This is a genomic window from Curtobacterium sp. NPDC098951, assembly GCF_044759965.1.
Lineage (GTDB): Bacteria > Actinomycetota > Actinomycetes > Actinomycetales > Microbacteriaceae > Curtobacterium.
Map to the genome: position 1 here is coordinate 552,289 of NZ_JBIWAG010000002.1, position 21,878 is coordinate 574,166.

Genomic DNA, 21,878 nt, shown 5'->3' on the forward strand with positions numbered 1-21,878 from the left:
CGCCCTGGTTCGCCGACCACCGGCGGTTGATGTGCTCCGCGAGCCACTGGATGCCCTCGACGTCGAGGTGGTTCGTCGGCTCGTCGAGGAACAGCACGTCCCAGTCGCCGACCAGCAGCCGCGCGAGCGCCACGCGACGCCGCTGCCCACCGCTCAGCTCGTCCACCGAGACGTCCCACGGGATGTCCGACACGAGGCCGCCGATGATGTCGCGGATCTTCGGGTCGCCCGCCCACTCGTGCTCGGCCAGGTCCCCGACGACGACGGTGCCGACGGTCTCCCCCGCTGGCAGGATGTCCCGCTGGTCGAGGTAGCCGACGGTCAGCCCGCGGCGGTGCGTGACGCGGCCGCCGTCCGGCTCGAGGCGCTGGGACAGCAGGGCGAGGAGGGTCGACTTGCCGTCGCCGTTCCGGCCGACGACGCCGATGCGGTCACCCTCGTCGATGCCGAGGGTGACGTTGTCGAAGACGACCTTGGTGGGGAACTCGAGATGGAGGTTCTCGGCGCCGAGGAGATGAGCCACCCGTCAAGGGTAGGCGGCGCGGCGGGGTGGTCGGTGCGGGGCATTGAGGGAGCGCGGGCGCGCACGGTGCGGGGTTGGTGAGGGAGCGCGGGCGCGCACGGTGCGGGGTGGCGATGCAGCGCGGGCGCGCACGGTGCGGGGTTGATGAGGGAGCGCGGGCGCGCACGGTGCGGGGTTGTCCACTGGGTGCGGCGCTGCGCGCTCGGTGCGAGCTTGTAACGCCGCACGAAGCGGTCAACCTCGCACCGGCCGACGCACTGCGCACCGTGCGACGTCCAGGAAGCGCGACCCCACTCCCCACGCCGGCCCGCGTCGCGCGGCGCGGCACCGCCGGGTGCGCACGGTGCGCGGTTGTTCAGCGGGTGCGGCGCTGCCCGCTCGGTGCGAGCTTGTAACTCCGCACGAAGCGGTCAACCTCGCACCGGCCGACGCACCGCGCACCGTGCGACGTCCAGGAGGCGCGACCCCCTCCCCACGCCGGCCCTCGCCGGGCGCGGCGCGGCCAGGAGCGCACCGTTCCGGCTCGGAAGGCGGCACCGCCCGATGCGCACCGTGCGGAGTTGTCCAGCGGGTGCGGCGCTGCCCGCTCGGTGCGAGCTTGTAGCGCCGCACGAAGCGGTCAGCCTCGCACCGGCCGACGCACCACGCACCGGCCGACGCACCACGCACCGGCCGACGCACCTCGCACCGGCCGACGCACCACGCACCGGCCGCCGGACCGCGCACCGTGCGACGCCGACCGGACGCGCGCGTCAGCTCGACGGCGCGACGTCGCTCTCGCCCGCGGCTTCCTTCGCCCGCTTGAGGCGCGCCTGGGCCTCCCAGTACTCGATCTCGCGCTCGAGCTCGGCGAGTTCCTGCTCCGTGCCGCTCACGCGCTTGTCGCCGTGGGCGTTGCGCGCGTCACCGAGCGTGGCGTAGCGGTCCTCGTGGCGGTTCGGCTCGATGTACCGTCCGTGATTCCGGTCACCGGGGGCCCAGTCGTGCCCGACGGCGAACCACACGATGCTGCCGACCACGGGCACGAGGACCACGAGGAGCACCCACGCGAACTTCGGGAGTCCACGGACCTGGTCGTCGCCCTTGGTGAGGATGTCGATCAAGGCGAAGACCAGCAGGACCACACCGGCCCCGTACAGCAGCACGCTCATGGTCCCGGATTCTATGGATCCGCTCGGAACCCGCGCTACGCCCCGAACGCGTGGCGCGGTTGCGATCCGGCAACGGTCAGCTGCGGAGTCCCACAGGGTCGGATCAGAGGGCGGCGACCCACTCGTCGGAACCGTCGGTGAACCGCTGGTGCTTCCAGATGGGCACCTGCTCCTTCACGAGGTCGACGAGGGCCCCACAGGCAGCGAAGGCCTCGGCACGGTGCGGCGACGACACGGCTGCGGCGAGCGCCACGTCCCCGATGCCGAGCGCGCCGACGCGGTGCAGCACCGCGATGCGGACCTCGGGGTGGGCGGCGGCGATCGTCCGGGCCACCTCGGCGATGACCTCGCCGGCGCTCGGGTGCCGTTCGTACTCGAGGGCGGTGACCCCCTTGCCGTCGTCGTGGTCGCGGACGACCCCGGCGAAGGTGACGACCGCGCCGTCCTGGTCGGTGGCGACGACGGCGGCGACCTCGTCGACGGTGATGGACCGGTCGACGACGTCGGCGAGGACGACGCGCTCGGGGGCGTCGGCGGGGCCGTTCACGAGGCGCTCCGCGGTGCGTGGCCCTCGCCCGAGACCTGGGCGAGGACGTGGTCGAGCAGGCCGTCGAGGACCGCGAGCCCGTCGGCGACACCACCGCGCGAGCCGGGGAGCGCGACGATCAGGGTGCCACCGGCGATCCCCGCGACGCCCCGGCTCAGCAGCGCGGTGGGGCCGGCGCCGGCGAGCCCACGGCGGCGGATCTCCTCGGCGATGCCGGGCAGCTCGAGGTCGATGAGCGGCGCGATCGCCTCGGGCGTGCGGTCGGTCGGGGTGACGCCGGTGCCGCCCGTGGTGATGACGACCCGGGCGTCCGACAGGAGCTCGGCCGACACCGTCTCGGCGATCGGGCCGCCGTCGGGGACGATGATCGGCTCCGTCACGGTGAAGGCGCGTTCGCGGAGCCAGCCCGCGATGACGGGGCCGGTCCGGTCGAGGGCCGGGTCGACGGAGGCCTGGGTGGACACCACCACCACGGCCGCTCGTCCCCGTGTCGGCTGCGAGGTCATCGGTTGCTCCAGTCCCCGGAGCGCCCGCCGTGCTTCTCGAGCACCCGGACGTCCGTGATCACGGCCGCGCGGTCGACGGCCTTCACCATGTCGTACACGGTCAGTGCCGCGATGCTCGCGCCGGTGAGGGCTTCCATCTCGACGCCCGTCCGTGAGGTGGTGCGCACGGACACCTCGACGACGACGCGGTCCTGTGCCCCGGTGATGTCGACCTCGACCCCGGCGATCGGCAGTGGGTGGCAGAGCGGGACCAGGTCGGAGGTCTTCTTCACGGCCATGATCGCGGCGATCCGGGCGGTGCCGATCACCTCGCCCTTGGGGAGCGACCCGTCGAGGATGCGAGCGACCACGTCGGGACGGGTGACGAGCGTCGCCGTGGCGGTGGCGGAGCGTGCGGTGACGTCCTTCTCGGAGACGTCGACCATGTGCGCGGTGCCGTCGGCGCGGACGTGCGACAGGTCACCGCCGGGCAGGGTCGGGTCGGGCATCGGTTCGCCGGTCAACGGAGGCTCCAGACGGTCAGGGGGTCGCCGGGTTCGACGGTGGTGGTGCCGACCGGGACGTGGACGAGGTGCGTGGCCGCGGCGTAGTGCGCGAGCAGGTGGGAGCTCGGACCGCCCACGAAGTGCACGCGGCCGCCCTCGACCCGGCCGCGACGGACCTGGTGCTTGGCGGACGGCGAGGTCGCCGACTCGGCTGCGGGGAGCTCCTGCGCCGGCCGGTCGTCGGGCAGGCCGGCGTCTTCGGCGAGGAGCGGCCGGAGGAACAGCTCGAACGAGACGAGCGCCGAGACGGGGTTGCCCGGGAACGAGACCACCGGCACGTCCCGGCCCGCGAGCTCGACCGTGCCGGACGCCTGGGGGCCGCCGGGCTGCACGGCGACCGGGGTGACCACGAGTCCGCGCGGTTCGAGGGCCTGCCGCACGACCTCGTACGCGCCGGCGCTGATCCCGCCGGTGGTGAGGACGAGGTCGGCCCAGTCCCCCACCGCCTCGTCGAGGGCACTCGTGAACGCGGGGACGTCGTCCGGCACACGGACCGCCCGCGTCTCGACCCCGACCTGGGCGAGGGCGGCCCGCAGGGCGATGCCGTTCGCGTCGCCGATCGTGGCGTCACCGGCGCCGCGGAGCTCCGACCCGGTGGAGACGACGAGCACCCGCAGCCGCCGCACGAGGTCGACCGCGGTGACCCCGGCGGACGCCAGCGTGCCGAGCAGTGCGGGCGTCACGGCGGTGCCGGCCGGTGCGAGTCCGCCGCCGCGTGCGAGGTCCGTGCCGGTCCCGCGCACGAACGTCCCCGGGGCGAGGTCGTCCGGCACCGTGACCTCGGTCAGGGACAGCGCGGCCGGGAAGGAGCCGGGTCCCGTCGCCTCGACCGGGAAGACCGCGTCGGCGCCGTCCGGGATCCGCGCTCCGGTCATGATGGGCGCCGCGGTCCCGGGGTCCAGCGGAGCGGGGACGACCCCCGCGGGGACGGGCTCGACCACCCGGAGCAGACGACCGGCGTCGGCGGCGCGGACGGCGAAGCCGTCCATCTGGCTGTTGTCGAACGGCGGGAGCGGCACGGGTGCGACGACCGCACGTGCCAGCACGCGGTACCCCCGACCGCTGCCGGCACCGGTGGCGAGGTCGTCGATGTCCCGCGCCTCCGGGACGGACGTACGCCTGCCGGACAGGACCGGCGCGACCAGGGCGGCGATCTCGTCGCGGTGCTGACCGATCGTTCGCACGTGCGCCTCCGAACAGGTGAGATGTGTGCCCGCTCCCGGTTCGACCGAGGGCGGTCCCAGTAGCGTAACGAGCGCGCAGAACGCGCCGAGGACCATTCGGAGGACCTGTGGAGGACGACGTGACCACGACCGGAGCTGTGGACGAGACGCGTGTGGGCATCGGGGTGATCGGCGGTTCGGGACTCTACGAGCTGTTCGAGCCCGGCACCGCGGACGAGGTCGACGTCGACACCCCGTTCGGCGCCACGTCGAGCCCGATCAGCATCGGGACCATGTCGGGCAAGCGGGTGGCGTTCCTCACCCGGCACGGCCGCGAGCACTCGGTGGCGCCGCACCGCATCAACCACCGGGCGAACCTGTGGGCACTGCGCTCGCTCGGCGTCCGTGCCGTGGTGTCGTCCAGCGCGGTCGGTGGCCTGCACCCCGACTACGCCCCCGGGACGTTCGTCGTCACCGACCAGCTCATCGACCGGACGTGGGGCCGAGCGGACACGTTCTTCGAGGACGCCGTGCAGCACCTGTCCTTCGCGGACCCGTTCGACCCGGTGCTCCGACGCGTCGCGATCGGTGCGATCGAGCGCCTCGACGTGCCCTTCCGGCCGACGGGCACGTGCGTGGTGATCCAGGGGCCGCGGTTCTCGACGCGTGCGGAGTCCATCTGGATGCGCGAGGCCGGCGGCCACACGATCAACATGACGATGACGCCCGAGGTCCCCCTCGCGGCCGAGCTCGGCATCGGGACGGTGAACCTCTCGTTCGTGACCGACGCCGACGCTGGCCTGGCCCCGTCCGAGGCCGAGGCCGAGGCGCAGGCCACCGCCGGAACCGGCGAGGCGCCGGTCACCCACGGCATGGTGATGGAGCGCCTGGCCCGGGCGAACGAGGTGATCGTCCGTGCGATCGGTTCGATCGTCGCGGCGATCCCGGACGACTACACCCCCCGGGAGCTCGTCCCGGCCGCGGCGAGCGCGAGCGCGATGACGAGCGCACGGCCCGCAGCAGCGACCACGGAGGCCTCCGCGTGACCCGCCTGCTCGTCACCGGCGGCGCCGGCTTCATCGGGTCCGCGATCGTCCGCCGTGCCCTGGCCGACGGCCACGAGGTACGCGTGCTCGACTCCCTCCGCGACGACGTCCACGGCGACCCCGCGGAGATCGTCACCGCGCACCAGCAGCAGGGCATCGAGTTCGTGCACGGCGACGTCCGCGACCGGATCAGCCTCGACGCCGCCCTCGACGGGGTCGACGTGGTCTGCCACCAGGCCGCCAAGGTCGGACTGGGCGTCGACTTCCAGGACGCCCCCGACTACGTCTCGTCGAACGACGCCGGCACCGCCCACGTCCTCGCCGGCATGGACCGCCACGGCATCGGCCGCCTCGTGGTCGCCAGCTCGATGGTCGTCTACGGCGAAGGCGCCTACACGACGGCGTCCGGCGAGCCCGTGCGCCCGCCGGCCCGTCGTCGCGCCGACCTCGACGCCGGGGAGTTCGACCCGATCGGACCGGACGGCAAGCCGCTCCTGCCTGGGCTGATCGACGAGTCGGCAGCGCTCGACCCGCGCAACGTCTACGCGCAGACGAAGGTGGCGCAGGAGCACCTCGCGTCCTCGTGGTCGCGAGCGACCGGTGGTCGGGCGATCGCGCTCCGCTACCACAACGTCTACGGTCCGGGCATGCCCGCGAACACCCCGTACGCCGGGGTCGCCTCGCTGTTCCGGTCGGCACTCGCCCGGGGCGAGGCGCCGCGCGTCTTCGAGGACGGCCACCAGCGGCGCGACTTCGTGCACGTCGACGACGTCGCAGGGGCGAACGCCGCATCGATCGCCGCGACGGCGGACCTGCCCGCCGAGACGTTCCGGGCGTACAACGTCGGGTCCGGCATCGTGCACACGATCGGGGAGATGGCCGCCGCGATCGCCGGGCCCGAGGGTCCCCAGCCGGTCGTCACCGGCGAGTACCGGCTCGGGGACGTCCGGCACGTCACGGCGTCGTCGGACCGGATCGCCGCCGAGCTCGGGTGGCGTGCCGAGGTCGACTTCGAGCGCGGCATGCGGGAGTTCCAGTCGGCGCCGCTGCGCGCGGCGGTGCGGTAGCCGCCACCACCACCCTGAACCGGCGACCGCAGCGGACGAGCCGGCGAGCGCACGACGCGTGACCGCTTGGAGGCGCGGTGCCGGTCCCGGGGACCGGCACCGCGCCTCCAGGCCCTCGCCACCACGTCGACGCGCCCGCACCCGTCCGCCGGACGCCGGACCGCCGTGTCCCCCACCCGGGGGTACCCGACCCTCGCGAGTGCGCGGATCGTCCACCGGGGGACGCCGAACCTGTACCCCGCCGATCGATCTCGTGTTGTGTCGACGGTATGGAACGACAGCCGGCCGACGAGACCGACCGCCCGACACCGCCGACGCGCGCGGCAGACCCCGCGACCAGTCGTTCCGTCGACCCGCACCGAATGGCCGACATGAACGTCGACGTGATCCTCCCCTGTCTCGACGAGGCAGACGCCCTCCCCGAGGTCCTGGGTCGGCTCCCGCGTGGCTACCGCGCGATCGTCGTCGACAACGGCTCCACCGACGGATCGGCCGACGTCGCCCGTGCCCACGGCGCCCTCGTCGTGACCGAACCGGTCCGCGGCTTCGGGTCGGCCTGCGCCGCCGGGGTCGCCGCCGCCACGGCCGAGTACGTGGCCTTCTGCGACGCCGACGCCTCGATGGACCCCGCCGAACTCGTCCCGCTCGTCGCCCGCGTGGCGACGGGCCACACCGACCTGGCGCTCGGACGCCGCGTCCCCACGACGCCGGGCGCCTGGGCCCCGCACGCCCGCTTCGCGAACCGCGTGCTCGCCGTCCTGATGCGCCGCGCGACCGGCTACCGACTCCACGACCTCGGCCCGATGCGGGTCATGCGCCGCGAGGACCTGGTCGCACTGGACCTCCGCGACCGCCGCAGCGGCTACCCGCTCGAGATGGTCCTCGCCGCGCACGCCGCCGGGTGGCGCGTCGACGAGTCCGACATCGGCTACGCCCAGCGCATCGGCGACAGCAAGGTCACGGGCACGCTGCGCGGCACCGTCAACGCCGTCAAGGACATGTCGCGTCTGCTGCGCGAGTACCGCCGGGAGGCGCGACCCACCGTGGTCGCCCCGGCTCCGGTCCGCCACGTGGCCGGTCCCGTCGAGACCGAGGAGGTCCACTCATGACGACGTCCGACATCACCGTCGCGGTGGTCGCGAAGGAGTGCCTCCCGGGCCGGGTCAAGACACGTCTGACGCCGGCGCTCACCCCCGAGGGGGCCGCGCGCGTCGCCGCCGCGAGCCTCGCCGACACGCTCGCGACGGTCCGTGCCCTGCCGGCCGCCCGCCGGGTGCTCTTCTACGACGGCACGGTGCTGCCGGACGGCGCCGAGGGCTTCGACGTCATCCACCAGACGACCGGCGGGCTCGACGAGCGCCTCGGTGCGCTGTTCGACGCGGTGGACGGCCCGACCCTGCTCGTCGGCATGGACACGCCGCAGGTCGGTCCGGCCGACCTCGCACCGGTCTTCGACGACCCCGAGCGGGACGCCTGGTTCGGTCCGGCCGAGGACGGCGGCTTCTGGTCCCTCTACCTGCGGGACCCGGACGGCGCGCACCTCCGCGGCGTGCCGATGTCCCAGGACGACACCGGCGCGGTCCAGTTCCGTCGCCTGACGGACGCCGGCCTCGACGTCGGCACCCTCGGGGTCCTGCTCGACGTCGACACCGTGCCGGACGCCGAGCGCGTCGCGGCACTCGTGCCCGACTCCGGGTTCGCCACCGCACTGCACGCCGAGACGGTGGGGAGCCTCCGATGACCATGCACGCACCCGTCTCCTTCGGCGCCGGCGGCGGCGAGCCCTACGCTCGCGCCCTCCGCACCGACGGCCGGATCCGGCTCACCGACACGTCCCGACCGGACCGGGCGGTGACGCTCGACGTCGGCCGCTGGAGTGCGGCGGCGGACCGGATCGACCGATCCCTCCTCGACGGCGCCGACGGTCCGGTGATCGACATCGGGTGCGGGCCCGGCCGGATGCTGGTCGCCGCGCGCACCCTCGGGATCCCGTCCCTCGGCGTGGACGTCTCCGCCGACGCCGTCGCGATCGCACGACGCTCCGGCGGCACGGCGATCCAGGGGTCGGTCTTCGACACCGTCCCCGACGAGGGCCACTGGGACACTGCGCTCGTGATCGACGGCAACATCGGCATCGGCGGCGACCCGGCGGCACTGCTCGCCCGGTGCCGCGAGATCGTGCGCGACGGCGGCAGGATCATCGTCGAGACCCACGTCGACCACACCGCGGACCGGGTGTACACCGCTCGCGTGGTGGATGCCGACGGCCACGAGAGCGCCGGCTTCCCGTGGGCCGAGGTCGGGGTCGACGCCCTGCTCGACCACGCCGAGGCGGTCGGCCTCGTCGCGAAGCAGAGCTGGACGGCCGAGGGTCGGACCTTCTGCGAGCTGGTGGCCTGAGCGCTGTGGGCGGCTCGCCTGAGCGATGTGGGCGACTCGCCTGAGCAATCCTTTTTTTGCTTCATGCAAAAGAAGCGCGTAGTGTGGGCGTTCCAGCCGACGGCGTCGTGGTCGCCGGCCCGGTGACCGACGATCCTCGGCACGACGACGAGGAGCATCCATGCAGAACCGTCAGAACCCCCTGGGCGGCGCGTACGTGTCCGGCCTCGAACACCGCGACGAGCTCGGTGGCTACGCGGTCCAGGCCGCATGGCGCCCGATCGGTACCTTCACCGGCACCGGGACCGGGCGCGCGCTCGGCCGGTTCGTCGACACGCAGTTCCGCCGTCCGGGCACCGCGACGTCCTCGACGCGCACGGCCACCGGCTCGCTGCGCACCGCGACGGGATCGTTCCGCACGGCCTGACGCCGCCTCCAGACCGCGAGCGGTCGTCCCCCCGGGAAGTCCCCCTTTCTTCCGCGGTGGGACGGCCGCTCGCTCCTCGTCCACAGGCACCTCCGCCGTCCACAGGCGTCACGTTCCTGGGCGTGCCGACCGGTGCGATGCCAGGATGGACGCATGAACGACCGCGCCGGCACCCCTGCCACTGCAGACGACCTCGTCGACCTCGACGCCCTCATCGCCGCGTACCACGAGCGGGTCCCGGACGTCTCCGTCCCCGAGCAGAAGGTCGTCTTCGGCACCTCGGGCCACCGCGGGTCCTCGCTGGACTCGGCGTTCAACGACACGCACATCGCCGCGATCACGCAGGCGATCGTCGAGTACCGCACCGCTCAGGGCACCGACGGACCGCTGTTCATCGGTCGTGACACGCACGCACTGTCCGGCCCCGCGGAACGCACCGCGCTCGAGGTGCTGGCCGCCAACGGCGTGCACGTCCTCGCCGACAGCGAGAACGGCTACGTCCCCACCCCGGCGCTCAGCCACGCGATCATCGCGTACAACCGCGCCGGCAACCCGGACACGGCGGACGGCATCGTCATCACGCCGAGCCACAACCCGCCCCGCGACGGCGGCTTCAAGTACAACCCGCCGCACGGCGGCCCGGCCGACAGCGACGCGACGAGCTGGATCGCCGAACGCGCGAACGCGATCATCGCCGGCGGCAACACCGAGGTGCGCCGCACCGAGCAGGCGTCGCCCGACCACTACGACTTCCTCGGCGCGTACGTCGCCGACCTGGCGAACATCATCGACATCGACGCCATCAAGCGTGCCGGCGTCACGATCGGGGCCGACCCCCTCGGTGGCGCGTCCCTGCCGTACTGGAACCGCATCCGCGACCACTACGGGCTCGACCTCACGGTGGTCAACCCCGACGTCGACCCCACCTGGTCCTTCATGACGCTCGACTGGGACGGCAAGATCCGGATGGACCCGTCCAGCCCGAGCGCCATGGCCTCGGTCGTCGCGCGCAAGGACGAGTACGACGTCCTCACCGGCAACGACGCCGACTCCGACCGGCACGGCATCGTCACGCCCGACGGCGGCCTGATGAACCCGAACCACTACCTCGCGGTCGCGATCGAGTACCTGTACGCGCACCGGCCCGCCTGGCGCGACGACGCCGCGATCGGCAAGACGCTCGTGTCCTCGAGCATCATCGACCGCGTCGCAGAGTCCCTCGGGCGTCGCCTGTGGGAGGTCCCGGTCGGCTTCAAGTGGTTCGTGCCGGGGCTCATCGACGGGTCCGTGGCGTTCGGCGGCGAAGAGTCCGCAGGTGCGTCGTTCCTCCGCATGGACGGCACCGCCTGGACCACCGACAAGGACGGCATCATCCTGGCGCTCCTGGCGTCCGAGATCATCGCGGTCACCGGCAAGACCCCGTCGCAGCTCTACGACGAGCTGACCGAGCGCTTCGGCGCTCCGGTCTACCAGCGCGTCGACGCCGCGGCGACCAAGGAGCAGAAGGCCCGCCTGTCGAAGCTCGACGGCGACGCCATCACCGCCGAGACGCTCGCCGGTGACCCGATCACCGCGAAGCTGTCGAAGGCGCCGGGCAACGACGCTGCCGTCGGCGGCGTGAAGGTCGTCACCGACAAGGCGTGGTTCGCAGCGCGGCCCTCCGGCACCGAGGACGTCTACAAGATCTACGCCGAGAGCTTCGTCGGACAGGAGCACCTCGAACAGGTGCAGCGTGAGGCCAAGGAGATCGTCGACGCCGCACTCGGGGCCTGAGGTCCCACCGGATGGGGTGGTTCGGCCGGAAGCAGGACGACGGGCGTGACGGACACGCCCCGTCCCTCGTCGCGCTGGCGCAACGGGCCCTCGCCGAGCGGGGCTTGGAGACCACCGTCGAGGCGCCGGTCGGTGAGCAACCACGGCTGGTCGGCACCGACGGCCGGGTCTTCCTGCTCGAGAACCTCGCGTCGCAGGTGCACGGCGAGTCTCCGTCCGTGCAGGCGGACATGGTGGCTGAGCACTTCGACCGCATGATCCAGGCGTACAGCGAGCCGGCGGTAGAAGACCTCAGCGCGGACGAACTGCGACAGCGCATCCGGCTCCGGATCCTGTCCGAGCACAGTAGTGTCGCGTCCGACCCGACCGATCTCGACTACGCCAGGCCGTTCGCGCCCGGTCTGGTGCTCGGGTTGTGCGTCGACTACCCCACCATGGTGAGCACGCTGTCGGGTCCGACGCTGCTCCGGCTGCCCCTCGGCACCGACGAGCTCTTCGCCCTCGGGCAGCTCAACACCGACGACGAGCCGGTGGACGAGCACGCCGAGATCGCTCCGGGCGTGTTCCTCGTCGAGGGCGAGTCCCTGTTCGTGGCCTCGAAGGCCGTGAACCTGCCCGCACTGTTCGGCGCGGCCGGCTTCGGCACCGTGTTCGCGGTCCCGCACCGACACCTCCTGCTCGCCGTCCCCATCCGTGACGCGTCGAGCATCACCGCGGTGCAGACCCTCGCCGGCCTGGTCGTGCAGGTGCTCGCCGACGGTGCGCACGGACCGCCCGGCGGAGTGCTCAGTCCGCTGCTCTACTTCTCGCGCCACGGCGAGGTCAGCGCCGTGTCGGGCTTCGACGACGAGACGGGCGCCATGCGGATCGAGGTCGACGAGCGGTTCAGCGCGGCGCTCGAGCAGGCGGCCGCAGCAGTCTGACGGACGTCCTCCACCCGCGGGCGTACTGTGACGGCGTCGGGCCTCCTCAACTCGACGGACACCTCCCGAAACCGGCGCCGACGCTGCCGATCCACTCAGGAACCGGTTCCGGCGCGACCCACCACCTTGCGGCAGATGTAACTTTGCAGCCAGCGCAAAGTTTCCGGGAGACCCTGCACATGACCCAGACCGCGACCGCACCCGTGGCACCCACCACGTCGTCGAACACCGTGATGAACCACCGGCAGATCCTGCTGGTCATCTACGGCCTGATGGCGGGGATGTTCCTCGGCGCCCTCGACCAGACGATCGTCGGCACCGCGATCCGCACGATCGGTGACGACCTGCACGGGCTCGACCAGCAGGCCTGGGTCACCACGGCCTACCTGATCGCCTCGACGATCACCACGCCGATCTACGGCAAGCTCTCCGACATCTTCGGCCGCCGTCCGCTGTTCCTCACGGCCATCGGCATCTTCATCGTCGGGTCCTTCGCCGCGTCGTTCTCGACCTCGATGCTCATGCTCGCCGGCTTCCGCGCGCTGCAGGGCCTCGGCGCGGGCGGTCTCATGTCCCTGCCGCTCGCGATCATGGGCGACATGCTCGCCCCGCGCGAGCGAGCCAAGTACCAGGGCTACTTCCTCGCCGTCTTCGGCATCTCGAGCGTCATCGGACCGCTCGTCGGCGGCGTGTTCGCCGGGGCTGACCAGCTGCTGTTCGTCGCCGGCTGGCGCTGGGTCTTCCTGATCAACGTGCCGATCGGCATAATCGCGCTCTTCATGGTGCTGACGTTCCTGCACCTGCCGAAGTTCGGTGACCGCGGCAAGCCTCGCATCGACTGGTGGGGCGCCACGCTCGTCATCGTCACACTGGTGCCCCTGCTCCTCATCGCCGAGCAGGGCCGCGAGTGGGGCTGGAGTTCGCCGGGCGCCTTCGCCTGCTACGGCATCGGCGCGGTGGGACTCGTCGCCTTCATCCTGGTCGAGCGTGCGATGGGCGACGACGCGATCCTGCCGCTCAAGCTCTTCGGTTCCCGCGTCTTCTCGATGTCGGCGGTGCTGTCGGTACTCGTCGGCTTCGGCATGTTCGGCGCGATGCTCACCATCCCGCTGTACCTGCAGATCGTGAAGGGCGTCACGCCGACCGAGTCCGGCTTCTCGATGCTCCCGATGGTCCTCGGCCTGATGATCTCGTCGATCGCATCCGGCCAGATCATCTCGCGGACCGGCAACTACCAGGTCTTCCCGATCACCGGCACCGCGTTCACCGCCATCGGCTTCCTGGTCCTGACGTTCCTCACCGCCGACAGTCCGCTGTGGTTCCTGATGCTCGGCATGTTCGGCATCGGCCTCGGACTCGGACAGCTCATGCAGACCCTGACGCTCGCGGCGCAGAACTCCGTGCGCCCGCGGGACATCGGCGTCGCGACCAGTGCCGCCACGTTCTTCCGCCAGATCGGCGGCACCATGGGTACGGCCGTGCTGCTGTCCGTCCTGTTCACGCTCATGCCGACCAACATCACGACGGCGATGCAGAACGAGGGCGACCTGAAGAGCGCCCTGAACGCTGCCCTCACGCCCTCGGTCGCGAACGCGTCAGCGAACAAGGGCGTGATGGACCAGATCTGGAACAAGATCGTCGACCCGGTGCAGCAGAAGGTCCAGGACGGCCTCGACGAGGGCGCCACCCAGGCCGAGCAGGCCGCGGACGCCGCCGTCACGAAGCAGGTCACCGCAGCGGTCCAGCAGCAGGTCGCCGCCGGTGCCGTCCCCGCGACGTCGGCCGACTCGATCATCGCCGAGAAGGTCGCCGCGGCGACGCCCGCCGCCGAGCAGCAGGCGCTCGAGACCGCCGCCTCGAAGGCCGGTGCCGAGGTCGTGGACGGCTCGCTGCGGGTCGACTACTCCAACGCCGACCAGCGTCAGAACGTCGTGGACGAGGTCGCGCCGACCCTCGTCAAGCAGCTCGAGCAGGGTGATTCGAGTGCGAGCTCATCGAGCAGCTCCGCGACGAGCGACACGTCGTTCCTGAACGGCGCGGACAAGCGGCTCACCCGCCCGTTCCTCGTCGGGTTCAGCGACTCGGCCGTGGTCGTGTACTACGTCGGCCTCGCCGTGATCCTGCTCGCGTTCGTCCTCACCTGGTTCTTCCGCGTGCCGCCGCTCCGCAAGGTCTCGGCGCTGCAGGAGCAGGCGAACACCGAACGCGCCGACAACGAGCGCGCGAGCGCCGACGCGGACCGTCTGACCATGGACGCCCAGCACGCGGCGGCCCGGACGGGCTCGCTGGTCTCGCCGGACACCGGCTCGACGTCGGTCGTGCCGACCTCGCCGGACGTCGTGTCCCAGCCCCGTCCCGCCGGTTCCGCCGTCGGGAGCGGTCAGCTCGGAGGCACGGCCTCCCCCGCCGGCACCGCCCGGTCCGACGCGTCCCCCCGCCCGGCGACCGGCGCTGCCCGGACCGCCACGCTCGAGGACACCCGCGCACCGCTGCCCGACGCGACCACCCACGGCGCACACTCCGCCGCCGCCCCGGTCGACGAGCCGCCGACCACCACCGGGACGATCCGCACCCGGGCCGCCCACGCACTGCCGACCCTGGTGGACGCGGTGCCGGACGCGACCAGCGACCGGGCCGACACGACACGGTTGGCGGACCTGCCCACGAACACGACGCGGGCCGACGGCGGCGAGGCGAGTCGTGCCTCCCGTCCGGACACCCACGGGCACGGCCGCCACTCCGCCGAGTAGCGCCCGGCCACGCGGCGCCACCCGCGTCCGCGTCCGACGACCCGGAACGACGGGGTCGATGTCGTACGACGTCGACCCCGTCGTTCCGAGTCGACACCGCCAACGCCACCGCCACCGCCACCGGCGCCGACACGCGTCAGCCGGCCGAGGCCTCCGGCCCGACCACCTCGAACGCCGCCCCCGGCAGCCGCCGACGCATCACGTCGACCGCGACCGGGTTGTCGTCGACCAGCACGAACCGCCGGCCGAGCGCCCGGGCCACCGCTCCCGTCGTCCCGCTGCCGGCGAAGAAGTCGAGCACCCAGTCCCCCTCGCGCGACGAGGCCTGCACGATCCGGCGCAGCACCCCCTCGGGCTTCTGCGTGGGGTAGCCGGTCTTCTCCTTGCCGGTCGGCGACACGATCGTGTGCCACCAGACGTCGGTCGGGAGCTTCCCGCGCTCGCGCTTCTCGGGGGTGACGAGGCCCGGCGCCATGTACGGCTCGCGGTCGACCGCCTCCGAGTCGAACCAGTACCGCGACGGATCCTTCACGTAGACGAGGATCGTGTCGTGCTTCGTGGGCCACCGCGACCGGGACTTCGCACCGAAGTCGTACGCCCAGACGATCTCGTTGAGGAAGGCATCGCGGCCGAAGAGCGCGTCGAGCAGGACCTTGGCGTAGTGCGACTCGCGGTAGTCGAGGTGGAGGTAGAGGGTGCCGTCGTCGGCGAGGAGCCGCCACGCCTCGAGCAGCCGGGGTTCGAGGAAGGACCAGTAGTCCTCGAACCGGTCGTCGAAGCGCATCAGGTCACCGCGCACCCGCTCGTACGAGCTCCCCCGGAAGCCCGTCACCCGCTCGCGACGACGATCCGCCGCGACCGGCTCGGCAGTTGCCGACGGCTCAGTTGCTGCACCCGGCTCCCGCACCGCCGCGCTCGCGTGGCGACGCTGGTACCGACCGGTGTTGAACGGCGGGTCGAGGTAGACGAGCGTGAACGAGCCGTCCGCCAGGGTCGGCAGGACGTCGAGGTTGTCGCCGAGCACCACCCGGTCCGGACCCCGATCGTCGCCGCTGTGCACCCGACCATTGTGGTCCACGCCGAGCGACGGGTCAGCCGCAGGTCACCCGGGTGATGCGGGCGTCCTCGTCCGACATCCACGCGCCCCCGGCCCAGACGTCCACCGGCTCGCCGGCGTGCAGTGCCGTCGTCACTACGAGGTCGTGCGGACCGGTCACCTGGGCGACCTCCTCGTCGACGGAGAACTGGACGGTCGCCGAGGCGCAGCTCGTGTCCGCGGTGACCTCCCACCCGGCACACCCGTAGTCGACGCAGCCGTCCGGCCACGACCCGTCGGCGTCCTCGTCGTCGGAGTCGAGCGGCGTGCGGGTCAGCGCGACGGGCTGGTCCGGCGCGGCGGAGCAGGTCACGTCGCGGATGCCGCCCCACTCCTCGGAACCCTGCTCGGTGAGGATCAGCGGCGTGCCGGAGGTCAGTACGACGGTGCGGGTGTCGGTGCGCACGTCGTCCCCGCTCTCGGTGTCCGAGAAGCCGACCGTGACCTCGGCGGGACCGTCGCACTCGGCGTCGATCTGCCACGCCCAGCAGCCGTCTGCGAAATCGATCGCTCCGCAGGTCGCCTGCCACGTCTCGTCGTCGGCGATGAACGACGCGGTGACCGTCCCGTCGTCGGACGTCCACGGCTCCTGGTCGCCCGCGTCCGGTGCGGCGTCGTCCGTGGCACCGCCGCCGGGTGCGCCATCGTCCGGGATGCTGCCGTCCGGCCCGGTGTCCTGGAGCCCGACCGCGAGCGTCTGCCCGCTGTCCTGCACGGCGCGCACGACGGGGTCGACAGCGGCCGTCGCACCGACCACGAGCAGGAGCGCCGCTGCTCCGGCCGTGACGGCCACGACGGTCCGGCTGCGGTGCCGCAGCGGCGAAGGGACCCCGGGCCGGTTCGGCGAAGGGACCCCGGGTCGGTCCGGCGAAGGGACGTCGGGCCGGTCCGGCGAAGCGGTGGTGTCGTCCGCAGTGGCGAAGGGCCGCGCGCTCGTCATCCCCCACGCGGCGGCCTCCCAGGCCGCCAGCGCCCGGTCGTCGTCGAGTCCCGGGGACGCGGCCCGCGCCCGTACCGGGACCTCGGCCGCCCGCCATGCGGCCGCGTCGTCCCGGATCGAGGCCGCGGTCCGTTCCGCGGTCTCGCCGAGCCGCGCGGAACCCACCACCAGTACCGCGACGCCGGCCACCAGCGGTACCAGGGCGACCGCGCCCGGACCGCCGAGGGCACCGACGACGAAGACGGCGGCGAGCGAGAGCGCCGCCACGGCGAGGGCGATCCACCGAACGGCACGCAGGCGACGGGCCGCCGGCGGCAGGAACCGCCGGAACGAGCGCGGGACCGGCTCCCAGAAGCGCCACCCCTCGGGGGCGGACGGGACCTCCGGCGCGGGCGACCAGCCCGGAGCGGGCTCGGCGGCCTGGTGGAGTTCCGCCCACTCGGCGGTCGGCGTCGGCCAGCCGGGAGGCGTCCGGAACCGGAAGGGCGGGGTCGACTCGTCGCGCACGATCAGACCGTACCCGAGCGTCCAGCGGGTTCACAGACCCTTCTTCGGGAGGGGCGTAGCGTCTGCCGCATGGCGACACCCGAGGTGCGGAACGACACCGACAAGCAGCAGTACTCCCTCGTCGAGGACGGCGAGGTCATCGGCTTCGCGGCGTACGAGGTCGACGACGACGAGATCCGGTTCGTGCACACCGAGGTCGATCCCGCGCACCGTGGTGGCGGTCACGCGTCGATCCTCGTGGAGCACGCGCTCGACGACGTCCGGTCGGGATCGTCGCGCCGGGTCGTGCCACAGTGCAGCTACGTCGCCGCGTGGATCGAGCGGCACCCGGACTACCAGGAGCTCACGACCCGCTGACCGGGCTCAGTACGTCCGGTCGTGCGTGCCGGCCCGGACCGCGTGCCGACCGGCGCTGCGCACCGCCGGCACCTTGATGAGGACGCTGCCGCTCAGCAGGTCGTGGTCGTCGTCCGCCGGGGTCGGTGCCTCCTTCGGGAGGCGCGACTGCCGTTCGTACTCGGCTTGCGTCTCGTGACGGGTCGGCGCGAACACCTCGTCCATCATCGAGACCACGCCGCCGGATCCGCCGCTCCGCGTGGACTTGTTCGACAGGTCGATCCACCCCACGCGATCGGCGATCCACATCACGACGGCCGCCGCGGCCACCGCCCCCAGGAAGATCAACCAGTTCACGCACACGACGCTACGTGCGCCTGCCGGAGGGGACATCCGCCGCGCGGAGGATTCTCACGATCCACATGGCTCGTTCTTCAGGACGACACCCACACTGGTCCTGCGGCCGCCCGGAACCCCCCTCTCCGGGCGGCCGACCACGTGCGACCGACGACGTGCGGCCGGTCGCGTTCCAGCGCTGCGTGCCAGGATGGCGACGTGCTCGACGACGCAGACCGGGACCTCATGCGGGCGTTCGCTCGCTACATCGAGAAGGCGAACGAACTCGCCGCCGCGGAACAGCAGGCGGTGACCACACCGATCGGTGAACGGATCGGCGCCCACCTCGGCGTCGACCCGCAGTCGGTCCCCGTGGTCACCGAGGAGTTCCCCGACCACCGCCTCGTCGACGCCGACATCGCCCTCGAGGAGCTCGCCGGCACCGACCCCGATGCCCTCGTCGGCATCGCGGGCGACGACAGCCGGTTCCACAGCTCGGTCAGCGAGTTCATCGCGAACCCGCACGTGCGGTGGGCGCCCGGCCCCGTGAGCTTCGCCACCCGGGCCACCGGTGCCGACACCACCCGTCGGGTCGTGTCGTTCGGGCTCCGGTTCCTCACCTTCGACGGCGCTCCGGTCGCGGTCGTCCAGCGGTCCGCCAAGCCGGAGTACGGCCGTGGCCGCGCCAGTCTCGAGATCCTCTCCCCCGACCAGGACGCCGCCACCGCGTTCCTGCTCCGCCTCCGTGCCCTCATGATCGAGCGGAGCGTCCTGCGCGGGCAGGTCCTCTCGTTCGTGCAGTCCGAGTACGGGGCCGATGCCGGGGCGACGTTCCTCCGCCGACCCGAGGTCGACGCCGACGACGTCGTCCTCGGCGCGGGCGTGCTCGACGAGGTGGTCGACCACGTCGTGGGGATCGGCGAGCAGCGTGCGGCGCTCCTCGCGGCCGGACAGCACCTCAAGCGCGGTGTGCTCCTCTACGGCCCTCCCGGGACGGGCAAGACGCTCACGATCCGGCACCTCCTCACCCGGACGACCGGAGTCACCGCGATCCTGCTCACCGGCTCGAGCATCGCGGCGATCGGTGCCGCGGCCGAGATCGCCCGGACCTTCCAGCCGTCACTCGTCGTGATGGAGGACATCGACCTCGTCGCGATGGAACGCCACAGCTCCCCGCAGCCGCTGCTGTTCGAAGTGCTCGACGCCCTCGACGGGCTCGACGGCGACGCGGACGTCGCCTTCGTGATGACCACGAACCGGGTGTCCGTGCTCGAACGCGCCCTCGCGGACCGTCCCGGCCGGGTCGACCTCGCCGTGGAGATCCCGCTCCCCGCCCTGCCCGAGCGCGTCCGGCTCTTCCGCCGGTACGCCGGCTCGCTGCCCTTCTCCGAGGCCGCCCTCGCCGAGGCGGCCGAGCGTGCCGAGGGCACGACGGGCTCCTTCGCCAAGGAGCTCATGCGGCGGAGCGTCCTCGGTGCGGCCCTGCGCGGTGCCGAACCCGCGGACGTCGACCTGCGTGCGGCCCTCGACTCGCTGCTCACCGAGCGGAGCGCCCTGACCCGGAAGCTGCTCGGCACGCGCTCCGCCGAGGACACCGGTGAGCCCGATGACGACGAGGAGGAGGACGACACAGCTGCAGGCGAGTGGGTGGCCTTCGCCCCGCTCGCGCGAACCACGTTCACCCCAGACGGCGTGGGTCGGACGATCGCGACCGGGATCCAGTCCGACGACGGAGCGGGAGACGACGAGGACGACGACCCGTCGGCGGAGCGCTGATCAGGGGACGCGCTCGAGCCACTCCCGCGTGGCGAACTTCGACGCCACGAGCTCTTGCGCCCGTCGACGCTCGTCCTCGGTCACGTGCCCCTCGTGCGCCCCGTACAGCTTCGTGAACGTCGCGATGAGCCGGTCGATGATCTCGGCGCGGGTGAGCCCGGTCTGGGAGCGCAGCGGGTCGACCCGCTTGGCGGCCGACGTGGTGCCCTTGTCGCTCATCTTCTCGCGGCCGATGCGCAGCACCTGCACCATCTTCTCGCCGTCCATGTCGTAGCTCATGGTGGCGTGGTGCAGCAGCGACCCGGTGCCGAGCCGCTTCTGCGCGGCCCCACCGATCTTGCCCTTGGTCGACGAGATGTCGTTGAGCGGCTGGTAGTACGCCTCGATGCCGAGGGACTTCAGCGCCTCGATCACCCACTCGTCGAGGTACGCGTAGGAGTCGGCGAAGGTCATGCCCTGCACGAGGTCGGTCGGCACGTACAGCGAGTACGAGATGATCGCGCCGGCGTCCATGAACATCGCGCCGCCGCCGGAGATCCGACGGACGACCTCGACGCCGTACTTCGCCGCGCCCTCGGGGTCGACCTCGTTCTTCAGGGACTGGAACGACCCGATGACGACCGCCGGCTGGTCCCACTCCCAGATGCGCAGGGTGGGTCCGCGGCGACCTGCCCCGACCTCTTCCGTGAGCACCTGGTCGAGCGCGAGGTGCTCGTTCGGGCTGATCGGCCCCTCGTGGATGATCTCCCAGTCGTACTCCCGCCAGGTCGACGCACGCGAGAGGGCTCGGCGGACCGCGACCCCGACGGACTCGGGGGTGAAGCCGAGCAGGACGGCGTCCTCCGGCAGGGCGGAACGCACGGCGGCGGCGATGCCCGCGGCGTCGGTCGTGGCCGGCAGGCCGTCCACGGCGGCGTCGATGAGCGGCAGCGCGTCGTCCGGTTCGAGGAAGAAGTCCCCGGCGAGCCGGAACTGGTCGATCACCCCGTCGACGACCTCGAGGTCGACGACGACCAGCTTGCCTCCCGGGACCTTGTACTCACCGTGCACACGGTGAGCCTACGCCGCGCAGGGCAGGACGGGAGGCGCGGGGCGGCGCCGACCCGCGCCTCCCGTCCGACAGCCGGTACCGTCTCAGGCCGTGCGCGCGACCGCCCGGTCCAGCCACCTGACCAGGTCCGCGACGACCTCGTCGCGGTTCGTCTCGTTGTAGACCTCGTGGCGGGCCCCCTCGTACACCCGCACGGTGACGTCGGAGAGTCCGCCGCGACGCCGGTAGGCGTCGGCCAGCCGCTCGACCGAGCGTGGTCCGCCGAGGGAGTCCTCGGAGCCGACCTGCAACAGCATCGGCAGGTCGTGCGGGATCCCCCGACGCGGGACCCCGAGGAGCCGCAGGGCGTCGCGGAGCCCGAAGAGCCCGATGACGTCCGCCTCGACCGCGAGCGGGTCGGCCGCGACGGCTTCGATGACGGACCGGTCGCGTGTCAACCACTCGAACTTCGTCGGGCCGGAACCCGCGTGCCGGGCGTTCAGGTCACCGCTGTTCATCCACCCCGGCAGCCGGTACGCGCTCGCGGACAGGACGACCCCGTCGTACGACCCCGACGAGGTGTTCACGATCCGCTGGGCCATGAGCGAGCCCCACGAGTGTCCGAGCAGTACGAGCGGGACGCCGGGGGTGTCCTCACGCGCGACGGCGCTCATCTGCTCGACGGCCGCGATCGCCGCACGGAGTCCACCGGGGCCGAGCCGTCCGAGCTTCGCGTGGTCGCCGTCCCACTGCGCCAGCCCGGTGCGACCGTGCCCACGGTGGTCGTTCGCGTGCACGGTCCAGCCGGCGCGGACGAGGTCCTGCGCGAGCGGCTCGTAGCGGAGCCCGTGCTCACCGACGCCGTGGGCGATCTGCACGATCCCCTTCGGTCGCGCCGCACGCCAGGTCGAGTAGACGATCTCGACGCCGTGCGCGTCGGTGAACGAGGCATCGCCTCGGGCTGCGGAGAACGTGGGCACACCCGCATCCTCGCAGACGGGCGCGCCCGCGCGCTGTTCACCCGGCGTTCACGCAGTGGGCTCGGAGCGGGCCTACC

Annotated in this window: 21 protein-coding genes and 1 pseudogene; 11 read left to right on the plus strand and 11 right to left on the minus strand. The window is 72.5% G+C overall.

What is annotated here, in order from left to right:
* Nucleotides 1-54: 54 nt before the first annotated feature.
* From ACIQUC_RS07255 to ACIQUC_RS07280, 6 genes and pseudogenes are all read right to left on the minus strand, one after another.
* Nucleotides 55-523, minus strand: a pseudogene (locus ACIQUC_RS07255) (ATP-binding cassette domain-containing protein); the annotation flags it as partial.
* A 752-nt stretch (nt 524-1,275) separates the two neighbouring features.
* Nucleotides 1,276-1,674 carry a PLDc N-terminal domain-containing protein gene (locus ACIQUC_RS07260; protein ID WP_402264932.1) on the minus strand — a complete coding sequence of 133 codons (399 nt, stop codon included), beginning with the start codon at nt 1,672-1,674 and terminating at the stop codon, nt 1,276-1,278.
* Between the two features lie 103 nt (nt 1,675-1,777).
* Entirely contained in the window at nt 1,778-2,221 is a 444-nt protein-coding gene (locus tag ACIQUC_RS07265; protein WP_402264935.1) for a molybdenum cofactor biosynthesis protein MoaE, read from the minus strand.
* The gene (locus tag ACIQUC_RS07270) at nt 2,218-2,727 is read right to left on the minus strand and encodes a molybdenum cofactor biosynthesis protein B (RefSeq protein WP_402264937.1); all 510 of its coding nucleotides are present in this window, start codon (nt 2,725-2,727) and stop codon (nt 2,218-2,220) included. Before ACIQUC_RS07270 ends, ACIQUC_RS07265 begins: the two co-directional genes overlap by 4 nt.
* Nucleotides 2,724-3,215, minus strand: a complete 492-nt coding sequence (moaC, locus tag ACIQUC_RS07275) for a cyclic pyranopterin monophosphate synthase MoaC (RefSeq protein WP_402264940.1) — start codon at nt 3,213-3,215, stop codon at nt 2,724-2,726. The genes ACIQUC_RS07270 and moaC overlap by 4 nt, the downstream gene beginning before the upstream one ends.
* An 11-nt stretch (nt 3,216-3,226) precedes the next feature.
* Nucleotides 3,227-4,456: a molybdopterin molybdotransferase MoeA gene (locus ACIQUC_RS07280; RefSeq protein WP_402264943.1), complete on the minus strand. Its 1,230-nt coding sequence runs from the start codon at nt 4,454-4,456 to the stop codon at nt 3,227-3,229.
* A 119-nt stretch (nt 4,457-4,575) separates the two neighbouring features.
* Between ACIQUC_RS07280 and ACIQUC_RS07285 the strand changes: the two genes are divergently transcribed.
* The 9 genes from ACIQUC_RS07285 to ACIQUC_RS07325 all read left to right on the plus strand — a co-directional run bounded on the left by ACIQUC_RS07285 (nt 4,576) and on the right by ACIQUC_RS07325 (nt 14,800).
* Entirely contained in the window at nt 4,576-5,481 is a 906-nt protein-coding gene (locus ACIQUC_RS07285) for an MTAP family purine nucleoside phosphorylase (protein WP_402264946.1), read from the plus strand.
* Nucleotides 5,478-6,548 carry an NAD-dependent epimerase/dehydratase family protein gene (locus ACIQUC_RS07290; protein WP_402264949.1) on the plus strand — a complete coding sequence of 357 codons (1,071 nt, stop codon included), beginning with the start codon at nt 5,478-5,480 and terminating at the stop codon, nt 6,546-6,548. Before ACIQUC_RS07285 ends, ACIQUC_RS07290 begins: the two co-directional genes overlap by 4 nt.
* A 362-nt stretch (nt 6,549-6,910) precedes the next feature.
* On the plus strand, nt 6,911-7,657 hold the full coding sequence (locus tag ACIQUC_RS07295; protein WP_402264952.1) for a glycosyltransferase family 2 protein: 747 nt from the start codon (nt 6,911-6,913) through the stop codon (nt 7,655-7,657).
* Complete coding sequence (locus tag ACIQUC_RS07300; RefSeq protein ID WP_402264955.1) at nt 7,654-8,289, plus strand: DUF2064 domain-containing protein; 636 nt, start codon at nt 7,654-7,656, stop codon at nt 8,287-8,289. The genes ACIQUC_RS07295 and ACIQUC_RS07300 overlap by 4 nt, the downstream gene beginning before the upstream one ends.
* Entirely contained in the window at nt 8,286-8,948 is a 663-nt protein-coding gene (locus ACIQUC_RS07305) for a bifunctional 2-polyprenyl-6-hydroxyphenol methylase/3-demethylubiquinol 3-O-methyltransferase UbiG (RefSeq protein WP_022908113.1), read from the plus strand. Before ACIQUC_RS07300 ends, ACIQUC_RS07305 begins: the two co-directional genes overlap by 4 nt.
* A 160-nt stretch (nt 8,949-9,108) precedes the next feature.
* Entirely contained in the window at nt 9,109-9,354 is a 246-nt protein-coding gene (locus ACIQUC_RS07310) for a hypothetical protein (protein ID WP_402264958.1), read from the plus strand.
* A 153-nt stretch (nt 9,355-9,507) separates the two neighbouring features.
* A complete protein-coding gene (gene pgm / locus ACIQUC_RS07315; RefSeq protein WP_402264961.1) occupies nt 9,508-11,127 on the plus strand; it encodes a phosphoglucomutase (alpha-D-glucose-1,6-bisphosphate-dependent) in 1,620 nt (539 codons plus the stop codon).
* Between the two features lie 11 nt (nt 11,128-11,138).
* Nucleotides 11,139-12,050, plus strand: coding sequence for a hypothetical protein (locus ACIQUC_RS07320; protein ID WP_402264963.1), 912 nt, complete (start codon nt 11,139-11,141; stop codon nt 12,048-12,050).
* 179 nt (nt 12,051-12,229) lie between these two features.
* Nucleotides 12,230-14,800, plus strand: a complete 2,571-nt coding sequence (locus ACIQUC_RS07325; protein ID WP_402264966.1) for a DHA2 family efflux MFS transporter permease subunit — start codon at nt 12,230-12,232, stop codon at nt 14,798-14,800.
* Between the two features lie 136 nt (nt 14,801-14,936).
* On the opposite strand, the gene ACIQUC_RS07330 is transcribed toward ACIQUC_RS07325, so the two are convergent.
* Entirely contained in the window at nt 14,937-15,860 is a 924-nt protein-coding gene (locus ACIQUC_RS07330; protein WP_402264968.1) for a DNA-methyltransferase, read from the minus strand.
* Nucleotides 15,861-15,891: 31 nt separating this feature from the next.
* Entirely contained in the window at nt 15,892-17,343 is a 1,452-nt protein-coding gene (locus ACIQUC_RS07335) for a hypothetical protein (protein WP_402264971.1), read from the minus strand.
* A 69-nt stretch (nt 17,344-17,412) separates the two neighbouring features.
* On the opposite strand from ACIQUC_RS07335, the gene ACIQUC_RS07340 reads away from it, so the two are divergent.
* Entirely contained in the window at nt 17,413-17,700 is a 288-nt protein-coding gene (locus ACIQUC_RS07340; protein WP_022906845.1) for a GNAT family N-acetyltransferase, read from the plus strand.
* Nucleotides 17,701-17,706: 6 nt separating this feature from the next.
* Here the strand turns inward: ACIQUC_RS07340 and ACIQUC_RS07345 are convergent, their stop codons facing one another.
* Nucleotides 17,707-18,036: a hypothetical protein gene (locus ACIQUC_RS07345; protein ID WP_148286919.1), complete on the minus strand. Its 330-nt coding sequence runs from the start codon at nt 18,034-18,036 to the stop codon at nt 17,707-17,709.
* Nucleotides 18,037-18,234: 198 nt separating this feature from the next.
* Between ACIQUC_RS07345 and ACIQUC_RS07350 the strand changes: the two genes are divergently transcribed.
* Nucleotides 18,235-19,791 carry an AAA family ATPase gene (locus tag ACIQUC_RS07350; RefSeq protein ID WP_402264975.1) on the plus strand — a complete coding sequence of 519 codons (1,557 nt, stop codon included), beginning with the start codon at nt 18,235-18,237 and terminating at the stop codon, nt 19,789-19,791.
* Here ACIQUC_RS07350 and ACIQUC_RS07355 read toward each other — a convergent pair whose 3' ends face one another.
* Together ACIQUC_RS07355 and ACIQUC_RS07360 are read right to left on the minus strand one after the other, a co-directional pair.
* The gene (locus ACIQUC_RS07355) at nt 19,792-20,841 is read right to left on the minus strand and encodes a biotin/lipoate A/B protein ligase family protein (RefSeq protein ID WP_402264978.1); all 1,050 of its coding nucleotides are present in this window, start codon (nt 20,839-20,841) and stop codon (nt 19,792-19,794) included.
* 84 nt (nt 20,842-20,925) lie between these two features.
* Nucleotides 20,926-21,801 carry an alpha/beta hydrolase gene (locus ACIQUC_RS07360; protein ID WP_402264981.1) on the minus strand — a complete coding sequence of 292 codons (876 nt, stop codon included), beginning with the start codon at nt 21,799-21,801 and terminating at the stop codon, nt 20,926-20,928.
* Nucleotides 21,802-21,878 lie beyond the last annotated feature (77 nt).

Coding starts and splice junctions, on each gene's coding strand:
- ACIQUC_RS07260 (WP_402264932.1), bottom strand. CDS start 1,674: ATGAGCGTGCTGCTGTACGGGGCCGGTGTGGTCCTGCTGGTCTTCGCC.
- ACIQUC_RS07270 (WP_402264937.1), bottom strand. CDS start 2,727: ATGACCTCGCAGCCGACACGGGGACGAGCGGCCGTGGTGGTGGTGTCC.
- moaC (WP_402264940.1), bottom strand. CDS start 3,215: ATGCCCGACCCGACCCTGCCCGGCGGTGACCTGTCGCACGTCCGCGCC.
- ACIQUC_RS07295 (WP_402264952.1), top strand. CDS start 6,911: ATGGCCGACATGAACGTCGACGTGATCCTCCCCTGTCTCGACGAGGCA.
- ACIQUC_RS07300 (WP_402264955.1), top strand. CDS start 7,654: ATGACGACGTCCGACATCACCGTCGCGGTGGTCGCGAAGGAGTGCCTC.
- ACIQUC_RS07305 (WP_022908113.1), top strand. CDS start 8,286: ATGACCATGCACGCACCCGTCTCCTTCGGCGCCGGCGGCGGCGAGCCC.
- ACIQUC_RS07310 (WP_402264958.1), top strand. CDS start 9,109: ATGCAGAACCGTCAGAACCCCCTGGGCGGCGCGTACGTGTCCGGCCTC.
- pgm (WP_402264961.1), top strand. CDS start 9,508: ATGAACGACCGCGCCGGCACCCCTGCCACTGCAGACGACCTCGTCGAC.
- ACIQUC_RS07320 (WP_402264963.1), top strand. CDS start 11,139: ATGGGGTGGTTCGGCCGGAAGCAGGACGACGGGCGTGACGGACACGCC.
- ACIQUC_RS07325 (WP_402264966.1), top strand. CDS start 12,230: ATGACCCAGACCGCGACCGCACCCGTGGCACCCACCACGTCGTCGAAC.
- ACIQUC_RS07340 (WP_022906845.1), top strand. CDS start 17,413: ATGGCGACACCCGAGGTGCGGAACGACACCGACAAGCAGCAGTACTCC.